Source organism: Limosilactobacillus ingluviei DSM 15946 (assembly GCF_001435775.1).
Taxonomy (GTDB): domain Bacteria; phylum Bacillota; class Bacilli; order Lactobacillales; family Lactobacillaceae; genus Limosilactobacillus; species Limosilactobacillus ingluviei.
On the sequence record NZ_AZFK01000030.1, the window covers coordinates 1 to 13,865 of the forward strand.

The following is a 13,865-nucleotide window of genomic DNA, read 5'->3' on the forward strand; positions in this document are numbered from 1 at the left end:
CAGGTGAGATCGAATTTTACATAATTCGTTTCTCCACCTAAAAGGGAGCATATCACGTAGAGCGCCCTTTTGCGTGTTAGCATCCTAATTTGGTGTCACTGCAATTTGCTTGCGTTTCTTGCCCAAGCCCAACATGCCCAAACCACTGGCCGCGAAAGCACTGGTCGTTGCTGCCCCGGCTTACGGTAACGTCTTTTCATCGCTGCTAATCTCGCCCCTTGCGACCAGTGAAGCTATCCTTATTCACGTTTGCTGCTTTGCCTTTAACTTTAGTTTTTTCGCCTAACATCAACTGGTTAAAATGAGAAAAGGATGAAAACTTCTTGCCTCGGGCTCAAGAATCTGTTAGGATTAACTCATCCAAATGCCAAGGGAGGTTCTGCTTATGATTCCATACCAATTCAATATCAGTAGCTCTTCCTCCTCAACCAGCGCCCTTGTTGGTTGAGTGATTTGGCATTGATTAAAAAGCAACGTCAAATAACCGGATTCACTTAACCACCAAGGTTTACTTGGTGGGGGTGAATCCGGTTTTTTCATTTGCGAATGGAGGGAATACGATGCAAACACCAAAGGAAGAAATGAAGCGTTCGCTCGGGCTGGGCTCGGCGCTGTCGATTGTGGTCGGGACGATCATTGGCTCGGGGATCTTCTTTAAGCAAGGCTCGGTGCTCGATAGTGCCGGCAATTCCACCATGGCGATCCTCGCCTGGGTCGTCGGCGGGATTTTAACCTTGACCGCCGGGCTGACGATTGCCGAAATCGGTGCCCAGATGCCCTACACGGGGGGATTGTACGTCTACATTGAAGATTTATACGGCCGGCTGTGGGGCTTTTTAGCCGGCTGGATGCAAGTGATCGTCTATGGTCCAGCGATCATCGCGTCGGTCGCTGGCTTTATGAGTATTTTGATGACCAACTTTTTCGGGCTCGGGGCCAACTGGCGGATCCCACTGGCCTTGATCACCATCCTCGCGATTGGGCTGATGAACATGTTTGAAAACCGGATTGGGGCCGCCTTTTCGGTCATTACCACGATTGGTAAACTGGTGCCGATTGCTGCGATCATCATCTTTGGCCTCTTCTGGGGTCACCATAACGCCTTGGGCCAAACGGTCGGGGAAATCCGCGCCGCCTCAGGCAACTTCGGGGTCGCCGTCTTAGCCACCCTCTTTGGTTACGACGGCTGGATTTTGATTGCCAACCTCGGGGGCGAAATCAAGCACCCCCAAAAGATCCTGCCCCAGGCCATCATCATCGGGATCACGGCCGTCTTGGTCATCTACACCTTAATTACCGTGGCCGTCCTGCGCTTTTTGCCGGCCAGCCAGATCCACACCCTGGGCGAAAACACCACTGCCTACCTGGCGACGGCCGCCTTTGGCCCGATCGGCGGGAAGCTCTTGTCGGCCGGGATCATCATTTCCATGATGGGGACGATCAACGGGAAGATGCTGACCTTCCCGCGGATCGTCTACGCGATGGCCAAGCGGCGCGATTTGCCCTTCTCCCGTTACCTGGCCTACCTAACGCCCAAGGCCAAGGCCCCGGTCGTGGCGACGATCTTCATCATTGTCTTGGCGACCGTAATGATGATCTTCTTTAACCCCGACCGGCTCTCTGATTTGTGCGTCTTTACCGTCTACTGCTTCTACACGCTGGCCTTCTTTGGCATCTTTATCCTCCGCAAGCGCAATGACGCCAGCGCCCGTCCCTTCTCGACGCCGCTGTACCCGTGGATCCCGATTCTGGCAATTATCGGCGGGCTCTTCGTCTTGGTCAGCGAAGTGATCAACGATCCAGCCGGCGTCTTGCTCTTCATCGGGGTCGTGATCGTCGGCCTGCCCGTCTTGTACCTGGTGAAAAAGCTCGACCAACGCCGGGTGGATAAGGCCATGAACATTGAACACCCCTTGGATAACGACAAAGACCAATAAATTCTGGCGGCGACCGGCAACGGTGGCCGCTTTTTTGTGAATTTGATTGCGTGGTGAAACCTTAAACGCCGTTAGCACTGGCGAACTTTTATCGTTGAACTTTTATCGTTAATGAGCGATCCATCCGGCTTGCCGAGCATGTTATTTCCCACTCTCATTACTCTGCTCTGACCGCTTTAAAGTTAATTACAACCTAAAATTAATCCCCCGGCTGACCTGATTATCAGCCGGGGGATTTCCTTATGCTAATTTCGTCAACACCACGCCAATAAACATGATGATCAAGCCCAATACCTTTTGCCGGGCGACCGGCGCTTTGACGCTACCCAAGAAGCCAAAGTGTTCGATCACTGCACTGGTGGTCAGTTGGCCAAACAAGACCAACACCACAATCTGGCCGGTTCCCAGTAAAGTCACCAACCAGGCCGAACCAAAGACGTACACCGCCCCAAAGAGGCCGCCCAGCCAGATCCACCAGGCCCGCGGGCCTTGCTGCGTTGCCGCCTTGATCGTCGTCAAGGGGACCCGCTTCCCCAAACACAGCAACCAAAGCAAGGCCGCACCGGAGGCAAAGGAGTAGGTCGCTGCGGCCAAGGCCGAGTGCTGCACCGTCCCGAGGTGGCCATTAATCGCAATCTGGCTGGCCATTAACATCCCAGCCCCAATCCCGCCAAGCTGCCACCACAAGCGGTGTGGCACAGGCGTCCGAGTTAAATTGGTTGGACCCATGACCGTCGTGAGCACCCCAACTACAACCAAGACCAAGCCACCGCCTTTGACCAGGGTCAAGGGGTGAAACGGCGCAAAGAAAGCACCCAGCTGGTCAATGAGCGCACTGGCGATAATCTGCCCAAAAATTGGCAGCACCGCGGTCTGGACACTGCCCAGCTTCGAAAAGAGCAAAATATTCATCGTCAACCCGATCGTCCCAAACAGCCCGCCGAGCCACAGCCACCACGGTCCCGTCCAGTGAAATCCCACCAGCGCCCCTTGGCTGAACGCGACGATTGCCAAAGCCGCGGTCCCAATCGTAAACGAAATTGCCGAGGCCAGGTATGGTGACCCGACCAAGCCCCGTAACTTGGCGTTAATCGCCGTTTGCGCCCCCAGTAAGGCCCCCATTCCGATCGGCAGTAAAGCCAGCAACCACATGTTGTTTCCCCCCGCTTCAATTAATTTGCTTTTAATTATGCACCCCCGGGAAGCGCCCCGGCAAGCAGCAATCCTGAGGAAAAGGAAGGTCAAAGTTGAAAAACCGCTTCCAATTAGGTAAGCTATTGATAAACTAAATAAGAGAGGTAATCAAAATAGAAAAAGCAGCCATTCGCCAACAGATTTTGCACGATTTAAACCGTCGCTACGCTACTAAGAAATATGATCCCAGCAAGCACCTGGCTCCCGCCGATTGGGAAATGATTCTGACCGCCGGCCGCTTATCACCAAGCTCTTATGGCTATGAACCCTGGAAGTTTATCCTCTTAGATCAGCAAGCCCGCCAAGACATCCAACCCTTTGCCTGGGGTGCGGTCGCCAGTGCCAAGGGGGCTGATAAATTGATCGCGATCCTGGTCCGCAAGGATGTCACTTATAACAGCCCTTACGTTCAACACTTAGTGCGCGACATCAAGCACAAGGAATTTTCCGAAACGGATCCCCGGACCCTGAACTTCAAGAACTTCCAGGAAAATGATCTGCAGTTAAAAACCGACCAGGACCGCTACAACTGGGCCAGTCGTCAAGCCTACCTGGCCTTGGCCAACATGCTAATGGCCGCCGCCCGCTTGGATGTTGACTCCTGCCCGATCGAAGGATTTAACTACGCGCAGATGAACCAGTACCTAGCCGACCGGGGCGTGATGGATCCCGCACACTGGGGCGTGGCTGTAATGGCTAGCTTCGGCTACCGCGATCAGGAAATCACCCCGAAGGTGCGCCAACCCCTGACGGATATTTACGAAGAAATGTAATTTTTTAGCGACCAAGCCCCGCGCGTGGTCGCTTTTAGTTTGTGAAAAAATTTTTCCGCAAACTTGACCAACGGGCCCAAACAGTTGCACTCACTGGCCTTGCGTCCCACCCGTTTTTCTCATCAAAATTTTACCGTTCACAAAAATAATTTTCGGGCTAAAAAACGGATATATAAGTTAGGGAGTATTTTCCCTACTACTGATTTTCAGGAGGTCATGTTATGATAACCAGTCTGGCGCAATTCCAAGCCACGACCCGCCAACTCTGGCAGGCTTGGCAAGCCAAAACGATCACCAGCGAGCTGATCTTTGAGATGGTGATGCAAAATCCGACCCTGTGTACCGAGCTCGTCCAGCGGGCCCTCCCCGAACTGGAGGTGGGCCCGTTGCACTTGGTCAACCCCCAACAAGACGTCCACAGCGCCCTCTTGGCCCGGGCGGTCCGCTACGACATCTACGCCCAAGACGAAGCGGGGCGGACCTTTGTCCTAGAGATGCAGGTCAAAGATGAACGGACTTAGCCGAGCGGATTCGCTGATGGACCAGTTGCTGCTGCGCTCTAGCGACAGTTACCGCCAATTAGCCACTTTCCCGACCTACGTCATCTTTTTCTGCCAATTTGATTCAGCCGCGGCTGGGCGCGCTACCGTTTTGAAGACCGGGAAATTACCAATCCCTTGATGACCGCGCACAACGGCTAACACAGCGTGATCTTTAACGCCACGGCCAGCGATTACCGCCGCGCTGGCGCCCTGGGCCTCTTCCTTGACCTGATGGCCGGGAACGTGAATAATAAGGATAAGTTTATCACACAAATTCAAACCGAAATCAAATCGATCAAAATGAACTAAGAAAGGTGGCTGGAGAATATGCTTTATGAATTGAAAATGCAGGAACGCTTTGATGCTGGGGAAGAACAAGGGTTGAACACCGAACGCAATCGGACCGTCCAGAAGTTTATCATTTGGTCTCGTCAACGCGGAGCGGATCAAGCGACTGTGATTACCGATCTCGCTGAGCTCTATGGTATTTCAAAGTCAGAAGCCCAACGGTACTACGATCAAGCCCAGCTTACTAACAGCCACTAAGCTAACAATGGCCCCGACCGTGTGTCCATCACACTGGCCGGGGCCATTGTTTTACTACGCTTATTTTAAGCTCCGCAAATAAAGCGTTACTTGTTGACCAGCTTGGCGCCCAAAGACGACCGTTTCGGCAATCGAATTGCCGCCCACCCGGTTGTTGCCGTGCAGGCCTCCGGCCACTTCCCCGGCCGCAAAGAGCCCGGGAATTACTTGCCCGTTGCCGTCCAAGACCTGCGTTTTCGGGGTGATGTGAATGCCCCCCATCGTGTAGTGGATGGCGGGGGCGACGTGGATGGCAAAGAAGCCGGGCTGTTCAATCCCGCGCTCCATCCCCGTTGTCCGGTGGAAAGCTTCATCGTGGTGGGCTTGCACCGCGGTATTCCATGCCGTCACCGTCGCTTGCAAATTGCCCGGGTCAATCTGCAGCTTGGCCGCCAATTCGGCTAAGGTCGCCCCGTGGACGACCAGCCCGACCTGGTCGTAGAATTCCAGCGCCTTAACGTGGTCGCGAATGCCTTGGTCCAAAATCAAATACGCGCTGTGGGCTGGCAAAGCCGTGATGGCATTGGACACGATCTTGCGGGTCGCTAATTCATTCACGAAGCGTTGCCCCTGGTCGTTGACCAAAATCGCCCCTTCCCCGCGCACCGCTTCTCCAATCAAGTAAACGTGGGGGTGATCCTGTTGGACGGTCGGGTGAATTTGGATCAGATCCATTTGCATTAACTCCGCTCCGACGGCTTCAGCCAGCTGCAAGCCGTCCCCCGTCGCCCCGGGCTGATTGGTCGTCTTGTAGTTGACCAGGTCCGGCCGGAAGCGGGAAATGTATTCTTTAGACGCCCCAAAGCCCCCAGTGGCCAATATCACGGCCTGGGCCGCCACCCTCCGCTCAGTGCCGGCTGCGACCACTTTCACCCCGCTGATCGCGCCGCTGGCCTCCTTTAAGAGCTCGGTAACCTTGACTGGGGCAAAGACCGGAATTTCAGCTTCCCGGACCACATGAAGCAGCCGCTGGATCAAAAAGCTCCCAATCGGCGCGAGTGAAGCCGGCCGGTGGGTCCGCTTGCGCGACATCCCCCCGGTAATCGTCAGGTCCGTCAATGGAATGCCGTGGTCGGCCAGCCAGGCAAGGGCCGGCGCGGTGTGGTAGACAAAGTAGCCCAACAAATCCTTATCGTTGAGCCGGCCGCCATCCTGATAAGTTTCGTGAAAAAAGTCCGCCACGTTGTCAATCACCCCGTGCTTTAATTGCACGTTGGTCTCCGCCGCATTCATCCCCGAGGACGCCCGGTTGGTGTTACCGCCCAGCTGGGACTCTTTTTCCAAGACCACGACATCGAGGCCCAATTCCCGCGCCTGAATCGCCGCCGTCAAACCGGTTGCCCCGGAGCCAATTACAATTACGTCATACTGGTCAGCCAGCTGGCCGGCTGGCAAGGGTTGAAATTCTGCCATGCTTCTATCCTTTCTAGTCGTTGCCATCAACATTGGTCATCTTGAGTAGGTCCATCCACTCATCGTATTGCGCGGCCGTCACCTGGCCGGACGCCAACGCCGCTTCCCGCAGGGTCGTCCCGTTTTGGGCCGCGGCTTGGGCAATCTTGGCACTGGCGTGGTAGCCCAGGTGGGGAGACAAGGCGGTCACGGTCATCAAGGAGTTGGCCAGCAATTCCTTCATCCGCGCTTCATTCACCGTTAAACCATGGACCAGCTTGTCCGCAAAGCCGGTGATCGTCCCGGTCAAGAGGTCCGCGGATTCTAAGAAGGCGTCAATCAAGACCGGCTTGAAGACGTTCATTTCAAAGTTGCCTTGGGAGCTGGCCATTGAGACGACCACGTCATTGCCAAACACCCGCATCACCGCCATCGTCACCGCCTCCGCTTGGGTCGGGTTAACCTTGCCGGGCATGATTGAGGAACCCGGTTCATTCGCCGGGAGGTTTAATTCCCCGTACCCCGCCCGGGGTCCCGAAGCCAAGAAGCGTAGATCCTGGGCAATCTTGAACAGATCGGCGGCCAGGGTCTTGAGAGCCCCGTGGACTACCGCCAACCCTGAGTGATGGGCGAGCCCATAGAATTTGTTGGTTTGGGCGGTGAAATGGTGCCCGTAAATAGCACTCATTTTTGCCGCAATCTGGTCGGCCATGCCCGGCGCCGCATTCAGTCCAGTCCCCACCGCCGTCCCGCCGATTGCCAGTTCCAAGAGGGTCGGCGCTAAGGTTTGCAAGTAGGCTAAATCGTGTTCCAAGGCCGCGACGTAACCGGAAATTTCTTGGCCAAAGGTCAGCGGCGTCGCGTCTTGCAGGTGGGTCCGCCCGACTTTGACGGTATGCCAGTATTGGTCCTGCTTGACCTTTAATTCATCAATCAAGTGTTGGACGGCCGGCAGCAGCTGATCGAGGGCTTCGACGGCGACGATGTTCATCGCCGTGGGAAACGTATCGTTGGAGCTTTGCCCCCGGTTAACGTCGTCGTTTGGCAAAATGGGCAACTCCGGCTGCAATTGCTTGCATTTATTCGCCACCACTTCGTTGACGTTCATATTGGTCTGGGTCCCGGACCCCGTTTGGTAGACCTTAAGCGGAAAGTCCTGGCGCAAGGCTTCATCATCCAACGCCAGCAGTTCATCAATGGCTTGGACAATCAATTGGCCCTTGGCGGGACTGAGTTGGTCGGTGGCCAAGTTAGCCTGGGCCGCGGCTTTCTTAATGTTGAGCAGGGCCCGGATGATGGCTAAGGGCATGAATTGCCCGGTCGGAAAATTATGGCGACTCCGTTCCGTTTGCGGTCCCCACAAAGCGGTCGCTGGGATTTGCACGGGACCTAAGGTATCGGCTTCAGTACGAAATGCTGGCATCTTGCTTTCCTCCGTTTGACTGGTTTTGTGAATCGTTACACGTTTCAGATTGGCTCTATCCTACCCGCCTTGGTCCAGATAGTCAAATTTAACTGGTTCCATTAATTTTATTTATCCCCCACTCTTCCTTACCGTCCCTACGCAAAAAGGCCGGCCGTCAACTAACGGTCAGCCCCTTATTTTTTCTGCAATAAATCATTTAATTCGCCCACGGCTTCGATCGGCCCAATCACCGTCAGCTTATCGTGCTGGTGAATCCGGTCGCTGCCCTGGGGGAGTTGGTTGATTTGATCATCCTTATCTACGCACAAAATCACGTTCACGTGGTAACGGTTCCGAAAGTCCATTTCATCCAGGGTCTTGTCATAAAAGGCCGGATTGTTGACTTCGATTTCCGCCAAGGTCACGTTTTTACTGATCCGGACGTAATCCAAAACCGACGGGTGCAGCTGGGAAAAGACCAGCCGTTCCGCCAAATCGTGTTCTGGCCGGACGACCATGTCAGCCCCGATCCGTTCCAAGACCCGGGCGTGGTTGCGGTTTTCAGCCCGGCACACCACATCCTTGACCCCCAGATCCTTAGCAATCAAGGTCGCCATAATGCTGGTTTCAACGTGCTTGCCAATTGAGATGTAGACGTGGTCAAAATGCCCGAGGTCTAATTCGCGCATCGCGTCTTCATCCTGGGCATCGGCAATCACCGCCCGCATCACCAAGTCGGCAAAATCGTTGACGACGGCTTCATTAACATCAATCGCCATGACTTCTTGGCCGGCCCGCACCAAGGCCTTGCAAATCGCCGAACCAAATTGGCCCAGCCCAATCACCGCAAAACTTTCCTTCTTAGCCAATTAAAACACCTTCCTCTGGATACCGATAACTTGGTTGCTTCGGTTGGGCATTAAAAATCGAGAACATCACCGTGTAGATGCCGACCCGCCCAATGAACATCAAGGCCATGATCACCAATTTGCCCAGTAAATTCAGCTTCGCCGTGACCCCCAGGGAAATCCCGGTCGTCCCAAAGGCCGCCATCACCTCAAAGGTCAGATAGGTCAAGGGATTGCGCTCCGGCAAGACCTGGGTCTCCGCTAAAATCAAGATCGCCACGGCAATAATGATCAAGGCGACAAAGAGCAGAGTCAAGGCGCGAAAGACGTTGTCCTGGCGGAAGCGCCGGTGGGCCAGGGTCGGATCACGGTGCCCACGCAAGGTCGCCACCGCTTGTAAGGTCAACAGGCCAACCGTCGTCGTCTTGATCCCCCCGGCCGTCGACCCTGGTGTCCCCCCGATAAACATCAATAGCATCGTGTACGATAAGCCGGCCGCCGACAGGTCGGTATAAGAAAAGGTCGTCAATCCAGCCGTGCGGGGCGTGATCGCCATAAAGATCGAATTGACCAGCCGCATCCCCCAGCCCATTTGACCATCAAACTGGCTGAGGTTTTTTTCGGTAATCAAGTAGACGATGACCGATAGCACCATGATCGTCGCCCCGGTCTTTAAGGCCAGGTGGGTATGCAAGGACATCCGGTGGGCCTTTTTAAATTGCAACAAGTCTTGCCAGACCAAGAACCCAAAGGAGCCGGCAATGATCAAGACCGCAAAGATCACCAGCAGGTACGGGTCATTGCGGAAATTGGCCAAAGAATTGCCAAAGAGGTCAAAGCCACCGTTACAAAAAGCTGAGATCGAGTGGAAGAAACTGTACCACAGGCCCTTGCCCCAACCATAGCGGGGCCCAAAGTCCGCGTACAACAGGGCGGTCCCCAGTAATTGGATCAACAGTGACAGTTTAATGATCAAGGTCACGACTTGAATTTGCGAGACATTATCCAAGTTCAGGGACTCCTGGACCAAAAACCGGGTTGACATTTTCAAACGGCGCCGAATCAAGAGGGAGGTCATAACGGCAAAGGTCATAAATCCCAGCCCGCCGATTTCCATCAACAAGGCAATCACCAGCTGGCCAAAGGGGGTCCAGTGCGTCGCGGTGTCAACCAGGGTCAGCCCGGTGACACACGTGGCACTGGTGGAGGTAAACAGCGCCGTCATCAACCCCGTCTGGCTACCCGGCCGGGTCGCAAAGGGCAACAACAACAAGATCGTCCCGACCGCAATCACCGCCAGAAAGCCCAAGGTCAGCAGTTTGGGAAAGGAATACCGGTGGTGATTAATTTCGATCATCTTACTTGCCTCCAATCAACAGTTATGCTTGTTCATTATAACATGCTATTAAAAAACAGGGATCCGAGCAACCTCAAATCCCTGTCTGTAATTAATAGCTTAACGCCCGTTGTGCGTCCTGGTTCCAATGTTGGTAGAACTCAGCTACGCTCATGCTTTCCTTGCGGGCGGTCCATGGGTTGTTAAAGTAAAGGCGATCGTTTTGATACCCGGTCAAAGCAATGGCGTGGTTGACAAAACCATTGACGTTGGCCACCCACGCGACAACCAAGTGCCCTAAAATCAACTTAGTCTTGATCGCCGCCAAGCTGGCACCCGTCATCACTTCACTGTGGCCGAGGTGGTGATTGACCACTGGGGCGACCCCAGTGGGGAAGATCCACCAACCGGTCACACTAAAGGGATCGCCAACGAAGCCCTTATTGCCGTCGTTACTGCGGGGCATTTCGCGGGCAAGTTGAATCTTATTGACGTCCTTACCAGCGTAACGTAGCATCATCGTGACGGCCGTAATTTCACACCCGGTCGGCAGTTCTGGATTTTGACCAATTACTTCCGCATCATTATAGACACCTTCGATCGCACCGGATGCCCGGTTCGTGAAGTAGGTAATCCGGCCGGCTTGGACCCGGCCGTATTGCATCTGCCCGTTGGCTACATAGTAGACGTAACGCCCGTCTGGCAGCAGAGTCAACCCCGTGCTGCGGTGGCCATCCACGGGGTTAAAGTAATACCAATGCCCCGCCAGGTAGCGTTCACCTTTTACCATTGCGGCCGTTGCCGGATCATAGTAGACGGTCCGATTGCCAGCAATTACCTGCCAGCCCGTTAAGAGCCGCCCCGCCGCTGAGACGAGGTACCAGTTGGTGCCGACTAAGTTTTCCCCCAGCTTTAAGGCTAAGTAACCCAGCTCGTCGGCTTGGTACTGCCCCTCGGCCCGGACAGTTTGGCGCCGCGCCAATTTACCATCGCTGCCGTAGTACTGAAGCTTACCGACCTTGGCCAGGTAGTGGGCGTAGTTGGTGCGCAAGGCCCCATTCCATTCATTAAAGTAATAAATTTGGTCCCCTAGTTGCTGCTGGCCGTGCAACATCCCACGGCCTTGACCATTGGCCTGCAAGTCATAGTAGACCTTACGCTTATCCGGCAGGGTACACCAGCCCCGCTTCATTGCCCCATTCACCGGGTCAAAGTAGTACCAGCGGTGGTTAATGGCTTGTTCGCCATACTGCATCTCACCGGCACCGTTGTAGTAAACCGTCCGCCCGTCCTTGAGCTGAACAAAGCCGGTCTGCATCATCCCGTCAGCCCCAAAGTAACGCCAGTGCCCGTTGGCGTAGGCTTCTCCGTTTTTTACCATTGCCGGGGCATAGTAATAAATCTTGCCCTGAACTTGTTTCAAGCCCGTCACTTGGGCCCCATTCCAGTCGTCAAAATAGTAGGTCTCCTGCCCCACATTCTGTTGGCCGTGCAACATCCCGCGCCCTTGACCATTGGCTTGCAAGTCATAGTAGACTTTCCGCCGGTCCGGCAGGGTAAACCAGCCCCGCTTCATTGCCCCATTTACCGGGTCAAAGTAGTACCAGCGGTGGTTGATGGCTTGTTCGCCATAACGCATCTCACCGGCGCCGTTGTAATAAACCGTTCGTCCGTCCTTGAGCTGAACAAAGCCGGTCTGCATCGTCCCGTCAGCCCCAAAATAGCGCCAGTGCCCGTTGGCGTAGGCTTCTCTGTTTTTTACCATTGCCGGGGCATAGTAATAGGTCTTGCCCTGAACTTGTTTCAAGCCCGTCACTTGAGCCCCATTCCAGTCGTCAAAATAGTAGGTCGCCTGACCCACGTCCTGTTGGCCGTGCAACATCCCGCGCCCACTTACTTGGTGGTCACCTTTGGTCACGTCGTAATAAACTTGTCGCCCGTCCGGTAGCTTATACCAGCCAGTTTTGACGTCCCCATTTTGCTGATCCAAGAAATACCACTGGCCGGCCACGTTTTGTTCCCCGTATTGCATCTGCTTGGTCGTCGGATGATAGTAAGCCAGCCGCTGATCAGACAGATTTTGCCACGCACTCAGTGATTGATTCTGGGCATCTTTTAAGTACCAGTGCCCATTTTCGTACACTTCGTGACCCGCAATCGTTGGTGCCTTCGGTTGGGTGGCCACCTGCTTTGGCGTCGTTGCTTGAGGCGTCTGTTGCGGGGCCGGCAGCGGCCCCACATCCGCGTGAGCCAACACCGGCCAGCTAACGCCCATCACCACGATCCCACTCAACAACCACCGTTTGGTGAAACGAGTAACGGAGTCCCTGCGCAATCGTTTCATCACTTTTTCCTCCTTAAAAATTCACATTTATCTGTTTATTGTACCAAATGCGCAGCAAGCCGGCGACCACTTCGCCAAAAAAATACCAAAAGCCGCGGCCCCCTAACTTTGCTTAAGAGGCAACGGCTTTGCATCATTTTAATCCTTATTCACTTTAGTTGAGCGCGATTAACCTCCTTTACCTTCATCCCGTCGTTTCCGCTTCAAGCCTAGCAGGGTCAGCAGACCCAAGAGGCTCCAGCCTAGGACACCAGCTGGATTGGTTTGGTCCCCGATTTGCGGTAAGCGGGCCGGCTGGGCAGCTGGGCGGTTCTCCGCTGAGTTCAGCCCCACGGCTTCCTGTGGCTTACCACTAGCTGGGGGTGCCTTGATCACCGGTGGTTGCGCCAGCTGATTGCCCTTTGCGGCTTGCTCCCGTGCGTACGTAATCATAACCGTTTGGTCCAGGGTCGCCGCGTCAACCATTGCGCTAGCCACAGCTGCCCGGGACGGCGTGTAGCCTGGGACGCTTGGCACCACATAACTTGGCCATTCCCTGGTCGACCAGGCCCTGTAATTAACTGCTCCCGTCACCTCGTCGACATCCGCCGTCCGAGTCAATGTAGCAGTTTGGCGGACCGACGTTACCGCACCAGTTAGCTTAGGCCGCGTTTCACTTTCCATAAATTTATTACCAATAGGATTCAGCACTTGCCACCATCTTAACTTTTTAAATCACACAAATTATAAAGCATATTATAAGAAACTCAAGAAATCCTCCGCGTCAAACACGCAAAAACCTTACGTTAGACTAATTTTTCGCATACTTCACGTAGACAATTACGATAATAACTATTGAATATCCAATGACGAATGCGAGCACGATGTTGGCTAGCCTTGACAATTCAAAAGCATAAAACAGTAAGGCTATCCTTGGTGTAATGATTGCTGGACTGACAATCTTGCCCATTTTTTTGGCTGCTTCAGAATTGACATTGTTGTTTTCATCACCCCAAAGATTACCAGCTAGTAATCTTAAACTTTTCCCCCGCAGAAAATTTATTCCTGATCCGATAAACAAGACTCCGAAAATAAAAAGAAGTTCTTTCATGCGACTCTCCTGCTATGTAAAACATGGAACAACTCTGGACGAAAGGAAAGCCCAATGTCGACGTTTCAAGCGCTGACGCTGATGATTGCCTTGCTGAATTTTGATTACAGAATCGGCCAAATCTCATTACAGAATCTATTACAGAATTTACCCGGCAAAATGAAACTGGGTGAATTTTGGTGTAACTTTGACAACGCAAAAAAGGCTTCACCACAAGGATTTAACCTTGGGTGAAGCCCCCTTAATAGCTCAAATCGGAAATACACGATTTGAACGTGCGACCCCTACGTCCCGAACGTAGTGCTCTACCAAGCTGAGCTAATTTCCGAGAAAAAATGCACCCAGAAGGAGTCGAACCTTCAACCTTCTGATTCGTAGTCAGACACTCTATCCAATTGCGCTATGGGTGCGTAATAATT

At 53.8% G+C, this 13,865-nt stretch carries 15 protein-coding genes and 2 tRNA genes; 7 read left to right on the plus strand and 10 right to left on the minus strand.

Translation table 11 applies throughout. The features are described from left to right. The first annotated feature begins 560 nt into the window (after positions 1-560). Positions 561-1,937 carry an APC family permease gene (locus FC43_RS04730; protein WP_056954528.1) on the plus strand — a complete coding sequence of 459 codons (1,377 nt, stop codon included), beginning with the start codon at positions 561-563 and terminating at the stop codon, positions 1,935-1,937. A 240-nt stretch (positions 1,938-2,177) separates the two neighbouring features. Here FC43_RS04730 and FC43_RS04735 read toward each other — a convergent pair whose 3' ends face one another. Continuing rightward, a complete protein-coding gene (locus tag FC43_RS04735; protein WP_056954530.1) occupies positions 2,178-3,089 on the minus strand; it encodes a DMT family transporter in 912 nt (303 codons plus the stop codon). A 185-nt stretch (positions 3,090-3,274) separates the two neighbouring features. On the opposite strand from FC43_RS04735, the gene FC43_RS04740 reads away from it, so the two are divergent. From FC43_RS04740 to FC43_RS04750, 5 genes are all read left to right on the plus strand, one after another. Then, on the plus strand, positions 3,275-3,904 hold the full coding sequence (locus FC43_RS04740; RefSeq protein ID WP_235807587.1) for an NAD(P)H-dependent oxidoreductase: 630 nt from the start codon (positions 3,275-3,277) through the stop codon (positions 3,902-3,904). Positions 3,905-4,125: 221 nt separating this feature from the next. Further along, on the plus strand, positions 4,126-4,425 hold the full coding sequence (locus tag FC43_RS04745; RefSeq protein ID WP_056954534.1) for a hypothetical protein: 300 nt from the start codon (positions 4,126-4,128) through the stop codon (positions 4,423-4,425). Further along, entirely contained in the window at positions 4,412-4,585 is a 174-nt protein-coding gene (locus FC43_RS11045; RefSeq protein ID WP_156648274.1) for a hypothetical protein, read from the plus strand. Before FC43_RS04745 ends, FC43_RS11045 begins: the two co-directional genes overlap by 14 nt. Before the next feature lie 26 nt (positions 4,586-4,611). After that, positions 4,612-4,755 carry a hypothetical protein gene (locus FC43_RS11050; RefSeq protein ID WP_156648276.1) on the plus strand — a complete coding sequence of 48 codons (144 nt, stop codon included), beginning with the start codon at positions 4,612-4,614 and terminating at the stop codon, positions 4,753-4,755. A gap of 18 nt (positions 4,756-4,773) precedes the next feature. Continuing rightward, entirely contained in the window at positions 4,774-4,992 is a 219-nt protein-coding gene (locus FC43_RS04750; protein ID WP_056954536.1) for a hypothetical protein, read from the plus strand. 60 nt (positions 4,993-5,052) lie between these two features. Here the strand turns inward: FC43_RS04750 and FC43_RS04755 are convergent, their stop codons facing one another. The 7 genes from FC43_RS04755 to FC43_RS04785 form a co-directional block, all read right to left on the minus strand. Further along, complete coding sequence (locus FC43_RS04755; protein WP_056954538.1) at positions 5,053-6,444, minus strand: flavocytochrome c; 1,392 nt, start codon at positions 6,442-6,444, stop codon at positions 5,053-5,055. A 13-nt stretch (positions 6,445-6,457) separates the two neighbouring features. Then, entirely contained in the window at positions 6,458-7,846 is a 1,389-nt protein-coding gene (locus tag FC43_RS04760) for a class II fumarate hydratase (protein WP_056954540.1), read from the minus strand. A gap of 176 nt (positions 7,847-8,022) precedes the next feature. Next, positions 8,023-8,697, minus strand: coding sequence for a potassium channel family protein (locus FC43_RS04765; RefSeq protein WP_019206804.1), 675 nt, complete (start codon positions 8,695-8,697; stop codon positions 8,023-8,025). Continuing rightward, the gene (locus FC43_RS04770; RefSeq protein WP_056954541.1) at positions 8,690-10,033 is read right to left on the minus strand and encodes a TrkH family potassium uptake protein; all 1,344 of its coding nucleotides are present in this window, start codon (positions 10,031-10,033) and stop codon (positions 8,690-8,692) included. Before FC43_RS04770 ends, FC43_RS04765 begins: the two co-directional genes overlap by 8 nt. A gap of 91 nt (positions 10,034-10,124) precedes the next feature. After that, entirely contained in the window at positions 10,125-12,356 is a 2,232-nt protein-coding gene (locus FC43_RS11305; RefSeq protein ID WP_056954545.1) for a C39 family peptidase, read from the minus strand. A 168-nt stretch (positions 12,357-12,524) separates the two neighbouring features. Next, entirely contained in the window at positions 12,525-13,019 is a 495-nt protein-coding gene (locus FC43_RS04780) for a mucin-binding protein (protein WP_056954546.1), read from the minus strand. 127 nt (positions 13,020-13,146) lie between these two features. Then, positions 13,147-13,446 (minus strand): hypothetical protein, encoded by a 300-nt coding sequence (locus FC43_RS04785; protein WP_056954548.1) that lies wholly within the window; start codon positions 13,444-13,446, stop codon positions 13,147-13,149. A 54-nt stretch (positions 13,447-13,500) separates the two neighbouring features. Between FC43_RS04785 and FC43_RS04790 the strand changes: the two genes are divergently transcribed. Next, the gene (locus FC43_RS04790; protein ID WP_056954550.1) at positions 13,501-13,680 is read left to right on the plus strand and encodes a hypothetical protein; all 180 of its coding nucleotides are present in this window, start codon (positions 13,501-13,503) and stop codon (positions 13,678-13,680) included. Between the two features lie 20 nt (positions 13,681-13,700). Here FC43_RS04790 and FC43_RS04795 read toward each other — a convergent pair. Continuing rightward, a tRNA-Pro gene (locus FC43_RS04795) sits at positions 13,701-13,774 on the minus strand. 8 nt (positions 13,775-13,782) lie between these two features. After that, positions 13,783-13,856: transfer RNA gene (locus tag FC43_RS04800), tRNA-Arg, on the minus strand. Positions 13,857-13,865: the final 9 nt, after the last annotated feature.

Coding starts and splice junctions, on each gene's coding strand:
- FC43_RS04730 (WP_056954528.1), top strand. CDS start 561: ATGCAAACACCAAAGGAAGAAATGAAGCGTTCGCTCGGGCTGGGCTCG.
- FC43_RS11045 (WP_156648274.1), top strand. CDS start 4,412: ATGAACGGACTTAGCCGAGCGGATTCGCTGATGGACCAGTTGCTGCTG.
- FC43_RS04780 (WP_056954546.1), bottom strand. CDS start 13,019: ATGGAAAGTGAAACGCGGCCTAAGCTAACTGGTGCGGTAACGTCGGTC.
- FC43_RS04735 (WP_056954530.1), bottom strand. CDS start 3,089: ATGTGGTTGCTGGCTTTACTGCCGATCGGAATGGGGGCCTTACTGGGG.
- FC43_RS04760 (WP_056954540.1), bottom strand. CDS start 7,846: ATGCCAGCATTTCGTACTGAAGCCGATACCTTAGGTCCCGTGCAAATC.
- FC43_RS04790 (WP_056954550.1), top strand. CDS start 13,501: ATGTCGACGTTTCAAGCGCTGACGCTGATGATTGCCTTGCTGAATTTT.
- FC43_RS11305 (WP_056954545.1), bottom strand. CDS start 12,356: ATGAAACGATTGCGCAGGGACTCCGTTACTCGTTTCACCAAACGGTGG.
- FC43_RS04745 (WP_056954534.1), top strand. CDS start 4,126: ATGATAACCAGTCTGGCGCAATTCCAAGCCACGACCCGCCAACTCTGG.
- FC43_RS04755 (WP_056954538.1), bottom strand. CDS start 6,444: ATGGCAGAATTTCAACCCTTGCCAGCCGGCCAGCTGGCTGACCAGTAT.
- FC43_RS04750 (WP_056954536.1), top strand. CDS start 4,774: ATGCTTTATGAATTGAAAATGCAGGAACGCTTTGATGCTGGGGAAGAA.
- FC43_RS04770 (WP_056954541.1), bottom strand. CDS start 10,033: ATGATCGAAATTAATCACCACCGGTATTCCTTTCCCAAACTGCTGACC.
- FC43_RS04785 (WP_056954548.1), bottom strand. CDS start 13,446: ATGAAAGAACTTCTTTTTATTTTCGGAGTCTTGTTTATCGGATCAGGA.